Genomic DNA, 6296 nt, shown 5'->3' with positions numbered 1-6296 from the left:
TCTTTGGGATTCTCTTTGGTAGAACTTTTCAGGCAATTATTAAGATAAATAAATTATACAAAGAGCAGAATAGCATTCATTGCCGTCACATTTATGTGACGGAGAGAAATTATTTATCAAAGGTATATTAGGCATGTATGCTAAACACCATTCAAATATTCAATATAAAGCATTTATTCTCGTTGACTAAAGTCAAACAGCAATCAAAGCTGAGTTGTGATTCTTTGGGATTCTCTTTGGTAGAACTTTTCAGGCAATTATTAAGATAAATAAATTATACAAAGAGCAGAATAGCATTCATTGCCGTCACATTTATGTGACGGAGAGAAATTATTTATCAAAGGTATATTGGCCATGTATGCTAAACACCATTCAAATATTCAATATAAAGCATTTATTCCCCGTTGAATAAAGCCAAACGGCAATGAAAGCTGAGTTGTGATTCTGGATATTATCTAAATACCGAACAGCATTCATTGCTTTTTCATGTATGTGACGAATAAAAGAATATTTTTATCTTTACTCTAAATAACACTCCGATTTATGGCTTCACGTTTCCTTACTGCTCAATGGCGAAAACTCATTTTAGCGAACTACGCAGTAGATCCTGAAATACTGAAGCCTTACCTCCCGGCCCATACAGAGCTTGACATCTGGAACGATACCTGTTATGTATCCGTCGTAAGTTTTCTGTTTGATGCGGTAAAGATCAAAGGCATTTCCATTCCGCACCACACAGCATTCCCTGAAGTGAACCTGCGCTTTTATGTGCGTTATCTTGAAAACGGTGAGTGGAAACGCGGCACCGTATTTATAAAGGAACTGGTGCCTAAGCGTCTGGTTACATTCGTTGCCAATACACTTTACGGAGAAAATTATCAGACATTGCCGATGCGCCATCAATGGGATCTCCTGGAAAATGAACAGCGCATTGAATACGAATGGAAAGTAAATAATAAGTGGAACTATATCCGTGTGAAAGCAGGCATAGAGCCTGTAGACATCAAACCGGGCAGCGAAGCAGAGTTTATCACAGAGCATTACTGGGGTTATACCAGGCGTTCTGCAAGTACTACATCTGAGTACGAAGTGAAGCATCCACGCTGGCAGGTATACCGCATGCACAGCCTCAATTTTTCTTTCAGTACCAAAGAATTATTTGGTGAAGCGTTTGTTCCCTTCCTGGAGACGAAGCCTACATCCATCTTCTTAGCCGAAGGTTCTGAAATTGAAATCATGGGCGGCAGGAAATTGTAAATGCTTTTGTTATTACGAAGTCGGTTACAACAACAATTGCAGTAAAAAGGGCTGGGTGGAGATAATCCATTAGCGTTTAATGAACCAAAAATTCCTGTTTCAGACATATTCATTAAACCGGCTAAATTCCAATCAATCCCCTATACCTGCCCCTTCATTTTATTGTATATTTTTCTCCCTTTCCCTGATTTCTACGTATACATATTATCAGTATATTGAAACACCTTCAATTCCCCATAACAACTACTTTTATGCATCTTTTTCAAAAAATCATTAACCTGGGCGTGCTTCCTGAAACAGGCTCTGCAAATAGACACTTCATCCGCATCACCAACATGGTCAACCTGCTGTTCATTTGTGCAGTTTCCATTCCATTAACAATTGCCATTACGATCCTGACTGATGATGGAGCCAAAAGTTACGGGCGCTGTATCCTGTTGCTATTATTCAGTATTATAAGTCTTTTCCTGAATGCTTCCAGACATTATAGCCTTGCTAAAATCATAACATCTGTAACACCTGCTTTTTCCTTGATCATCTTCCCCATCTTCATCAGCAATTTTATTCATGCAGGTATGTTCCTGTGGATTCCCTATGCCTTCATGGTACTGGGTATCATTCCGTTTTTAATTTTTTCTCTGGAAAAAGAAAAAATATTTCTGTTTCCTATCGTAGGCTTATATATAACTTTTATCCTGACCTTCGATGAATTCCTGATTAAGCATTTCCACTCGCTGCCGGATCTTGATTTTATAAAAAAGTATTACGTGTATTACCTGTTGGCTAAAATAATCATTACTGCTTTTTTATACAGCTCCTTTACATTCTTTAAATATATACTTCAGAAGAGCCAGCAAGACCTGCTGAGACTTAGTACAGAATTAGACAAACAGAACCAATCCTTAAGCGTGTTGAATGCAACACTGGAAAAGAAAGTCGCTGAACGTACAGAAAAACTCACACTGCAGAACGACCGCATAAAAAATCTTGCCTATACGAACGCTCATGAGATCCGGGCGTATATCGCGCGTATCATTGGATTGATCAGCCTTTCCAAACACGATATTCCGCCACATGAAAAAGAATTTTGTGACACTAAGATCGAGGAGAATATTTCAGACCTGGAAAAAATAACTCAAAAGCTTTCCAAAGAATTGATCGAAGAGAGATAGAAAATTTAAATGGCTTTTAAAGAAGGACACACACAGATCATGGATGTGAATCACGATAGTGAGAAGTTATTTATACTCAATGGAAAATGCGGTCGATTACTTTTTTCCTTCTTTTCAGAAAAGGTTCTTCGATCAGAATAGTACTCAATACTGCTGCTGAGAACGTAATTGCCAGATAAGACAATACGCCCAGCCAGGTTGCGCCCAAACGGTCATGGATAAAAAACACAAAGACCGGATGCCACAGATACCAGTTGTAGCTATAGTAAGCAATCACCTGTATAAATTTAATGCTGGAAAAGTCTATATAATAAACGCCCAGCAAAACCAATGCAAAGGCAAACGGAATAATTGTATGCAGGTACATTTTATAAAACAGGCTTTCATTGGAATACACAGAACCTATAATGGCTGCCGCGAAAATAAGTACGCCTAAACAGGTAGCCCATACCTGCACTTTTTTGTTTTTTATTTTATCCCCGTAAAACGTTACAATAAGATTCAGCAGCACACCCCAACCCAATGCATCAATCCGGTTATGCGTACTTGCGATTACATCTTTGCTGTTTGTAAAGAAATATGAACAGTGTTTTAAAATAATCCCCGATACAATCACACCAGTCACAAACAGGAACAACGCTTGTTTCTGTTTTTCAACCGGAAAAACTTTTTGAATGAAAATATATAAGATGGGAAGTAAAATATAAAAGTGTTCTTCCACACACAAGGTCCATACATGATCAAAACTCCAGTGAAAAGGACCGCCGGTATAATTCTGATAGAAGAACAGATAGCGCTTCAAATCCCACAAAGGAATGATCTGATCGGGATGCGACTGACTATAAAACAAAACAGCCACGCCTGTACCCAGTAACAAAAACATATAGTACGATGGCCAGATCTTAAAACCCCTTTTCAGAAAAAATTCAAAGAAGACAATTTTTTTCTGATTCGTTAGATCCTTCGTCAATAGGCCGCCGACAAGTAAGCCGGAGATCACGAAAAAAATTTCAACACCTAAATATCCGAAAGGAAGTGTGCCCTTGAAATGAAAAAGAACGACTGCAAGCACTGCTATTCCTCTGAAAAAATCTACACTTGAAATTCGATCCGGATTATTTACAACTTTAAAGACGTTTAGTTTCTGCAGCATGGTTTAGCCCATTACATACTCAACAATTACAGCCGTTACGGCTCCGGATAAAGACATCAGTAAGCGATTGGCTTTAAACTTGTGTTGAGGATTGGATTCAAAAAAGATGGTTGTAGAAATATACAGGAAGTTGCCGGCCAATAAAGCAAATAACAAGCCCATGCCTTCGCCGTCAAGGATTCCCTGGTCAGATAAATAATCGCTTATGAACAAACCCAGCGGCGACGCCAGTGCAAACACCAGCTGCCATCCGAAAATAGAAATGCGGGTCTGCATCAGTCCGATCAACACAGCCGCCAGTGCAAATGCTTCGGGCAGTTTGTGCAGTACCAATCCAATCAATAAGGTATTGTGGTCACCTTCCGCATGCATATGCGAAGGATGCATCAATAAAGAACCTTCCAGCAAGCCGTGCACACACATGGCCAGCATGATGAAATATTTTTTAGAACCTTTATCGTGATCATGCAAATGAATATGTCCATGTTCTACACCGGTTGAGAAATACTCGATCAGCATTTGTAAAAAATACCCCAGCAGTACGAAAATACCTGCCAGTTTAAAGTTGCCGGACTCAGTCACTGCTTCCGGCAGAATATGAATAACTGTTATTGAAAACAGGTATGCCCCGCTGAAAGATAATATGAATTTAAAATTCTCTGTACCTTTTGCTGATGTGTAATAAACAAGTATCGCGGGTACAAACGCAACCAAAAATAAAATTATAGCACTAACAAGCATGTCTGTTATTTTTTAGCAATCATTATTAATCTATCCGACTCAATAGCATCGTACGCGTCCAGCTGGTAACTACCGAACACATCTGTCAACGTAAGACCTGCAAAGGTAAAAAATCCTTTAAAATCTTCTAAGGTCAGGGCTTTCACTCTTTCAGTAAAGAAATACGGTGTATCATCTGCTTCAAAGCGGATTTCTTTATGTATATATCCATCCTGCACATAGCGCTTCAGATGGAACGTAATCCCTTCGATCGTTTTAGTTTCTTCTTCCTTCAACAAATTTACCGCGCGCGCTACATTCATAAAATCGATAACCAGTGAGCCACCTTTTTTAAGCGCACGTGAAAGTGTGGTAAACGCGGCTTTATCTTCTGCCTCCGTTTCAAAATATCCGAAACTGGTAAACAAGTTGAGCACATAATCAAACGACTCATTCCATGCCGGTTTGCGCAAGTCGTGCACCAGAAATGTTACGCCTGCAGGTGCATGCGACTGTGCCATGGCAATGCTGGCGCCTGACAGATCTGCTCCCGTTAACGTATATCCTTTTTCAGCCAGGAACAAAGTATGTCTGCCTTTGCCGCAAGGCAGGTCCAATATGCTGGCACCTTTTTTAACCTTCAAATGATCCATCAGATTGGTTAAAAACACTTCCGCTTCTGTTTCGTTGCGGTTGCTATACAAAATATGGTAGTACGGGGTATCAAACCAGGTATCAAACCATTCTTTCTGTAACTGAGGCATATTGTTTTTTTAGGGTAGAAATATTATACAATATTAATCAAAAGGAAGTTCAAAAGTACGGAGTACAGCGTACAAAGTACTGAGTATTAAAAACAAAATATTACATTTAATGTACATTTACGCCTGATTCTAAGCGTTTTTTGGGTACTATATACTTAGTACTCTGTACTCAGTACTTTTTATTATCTTTGTATCACAATGCGTGAAGACTACCTAAAATCAGACGACGAACAATTCACTCCGAGTGAAAAGGAAATTGAAAAGGCCCTGCGGCCGCTTTCTTTTGAAGATTTTGCCGGACAGGATAAAATTATCGAAAACCTGAAAGTATTTGTCGGAGCTGCGAGACAACGCGGCGAGCCTCTTGATCACGTATTGCTGCATGGCCCTCCCGGCCTTGGGAAGACAACGCTTTCCAACATCATTTCCAACGAATTAAATTCAAACATCAAGATCACATCGGGGCCGGTACTTGAAAAACCAGGCGATCTGGCAGGTCTGTTAACGAACCTGCAGACAAACGATGTCCTGTTTATTGATGAGATTCATCGCTTGAATTCTGTGGTGGAAGAATACCTGTATTCAGCCATGGAAGATTACAAGATCGATATCATGCTGGATTCAGGCGCCAACGCCCGCAGCATCCAGATCGGTTTAAATCCCTTTACGCTGATCGGTGCCACTACACGGGCAGGTTTGCTCACATCCCCGCTGCGTGCGCGTTTCGGTATCAATGCCCGTCTGGAATACTACGATGCAAAACTACTTACCCGCATCATTCAACGTTCTTCCGATTTATTAAATACTCCGATCCTCGAAACCGCAGCCTTTGAAATTGCCCGCAGAAGCCGTGGAACCCCGCGTATCGCAAACAACCTGCTGAGACGCACCCGCGATTTTGCACAGATGAAAGGCGATGGCACCATTACACTTGACATCGCGAAGATGGCACTCGAGGCGCTGAATGTTGACCATAACGGCTTAGACGACATGGACAACCGCATCCTCCTGACCATTATTGATAAATTCAAAGGCGGCCCTGTAGGCCTTACAACTATTGCTACAGCGGTAAGCGAAGAAGCGGAGACCATTGAAGAAGTATACGAACCTTTCCTGATCCAGGAAGGCTATTTAAAACGCACCTCACGAGGCAGAGAGGTAACTCCGCTTGCGTACAAACATTTACAACGTACGCCTCCCGCACAATCAGGTACTTTATTCGAATAGACC

General features: G+C 40.6%; 6 protein-coding genes. 3 read left to right on the top strand and 3 right to left on the bottom strand.

The features are described from left to right. Positions 1-543: 543 nt before the first annotated feature. Together ACTHJT_RS06495 and ACTHJT_RS06490 are read left to right on the top strand one after the other, a co-directional pair. Complete coding sequence (locus tag ACTHJT_RS06495) at positions 544-1257, top strand: YqjF family protein (RefSeq protein WP_440237188.1); 714 nt, start codon at positions 544-546, stop codon at positions 1255-1257. Positions 1258-1508: 251 nt separating this feature from the next. Beyond that, positions 1509-2429, top strand: a complete 921-nt coding sequence (locus ACTHJT_RS06490; RefSeq protein WP_440237187.1) for a hypothetical protein — start codon at positions 1509-1511, stop codon at positions 2427-2429. 76 nt (positions 2430-2505) lie between these two features. On the opposite strand, the gene ACTHJT_RS06485 is transcribed toward ACTHJT_RS06490, so the two are convergent. The 3 genes from ACTHJT_RS06485 to ACTHJT_RS06475 are packed head-to-tail and all read right to left on the bottom strand — an operon-like array spanning position 2506 to position 5066. Further along, the gene (locus ACTHJT_RS06485) at positions 2506-3582 is read right to left on the bottom strand and encodes an acyltransferase family protein (RefSeq protein WP_440237186.1); all 1077 of its coding nucleotides are present in this window, start codon (positions 3580-3582) and stop codon (positions 2506-2508) included. A gap of 3 nt (positions 3583-3585) precedes the next feature. Continuing rightward, a complete protein-coding gene (locus ACTHJT_RS06480; protein WP_440237185.1) occupies positions 3586-4323 on the bottom strand; it encodes a ZIP family metal transporter in 738 nt (245 codons plus the stop codon). Between the two features lie 5 nt (positions 4324-4328). After that, positions 4329-5066, bottom strand: a complete 738-nt coding sequence (locus ACTHJT_RS06475; protein ID WP_440237184.1) for a class I SAM-dependent methyltransferase — start codon at positions 5064-5066, stop codon at positions 4329-4331. A gap of 198 nt (positions 5067-5264) precedes the next feature. On the opposite strand from ACTHJT_RS06475, the gene ruvB reads away from it, so the two are divergent. After that, the gene (gene ruvB / locus ACTHJT_RS06470; RefSeq protein ID WP_440237183.1) at positions 5265-6293 is read left to right on the top strand and encodes a Holliday junction branch migration DNA helicase RuvB; all 1029 of its coding nucleotides are present in this window, start codon (positions 5265-5267) and stop codon (positions 6291-6293) included. The last annotated feature ends 3 nt before the right edge of the window (positions 6294-6296 follow it).

The organism is Cytophaga sp. (genome assembly GCF_051961495.1).
In the GTDB taxonomy this organism is placed as follows: Bacteria; Bacteroidota; Bacteroidia; order Cytophagales; family Cytophagaceae; genus Cytophaga.
The sequence above is the reverse complement of the archived record's forward strand: the minus strand, read 5'-3'. Positions and strand labels throughout refer to the sequence as shown.

Bases quoted from the DNA above. Each gene is read 5' to 3' on its own strand.
- ACTHJT_RS06495 (WP_440237188.1), top strand. From the start codon at position 544: ATGGCTTCACGTTTCCTTACTGCTCAATGGCGAAAACTCATTTTAGCG.
- ACTHJT_RS06490 (WP_440237187.1), top strand. From the start codon at position 1,509: ATGCATCTTTTTCAAAAAATCATTAACCTGGGCGTGCTTCCTGAAACA.
- ACTHJT_RS06485 (WP_440237186.1), bottom strand. From the start codon at position 3,582: ATGCTGCAGAAACTAAACGTCTTTAAAGTTGTAAATAATCCGGATCGA.
- ACTHJT_RS06480 (WP_440237185.1), bottom strand. From the start codon at position 4,323: ATGCTTGTTAGTGCTATAATTTTATTTTTGGTTGCGTTTGTACCCGCG.
- ACTHJT_RS06475 (WP_440237184.1), bottom strand. From the start codon at position 5,066: ATGCCTCAGTTACAGAAAGAATGGTTTGATACCTGGTTTGATACCCCG.
- ruvB (WP_440237183.1), top strand. From the start codon at position 5,265: ATGCGTGAAGACTACCTAAAATCAGACGACGAACAATTCACTCCGAGT.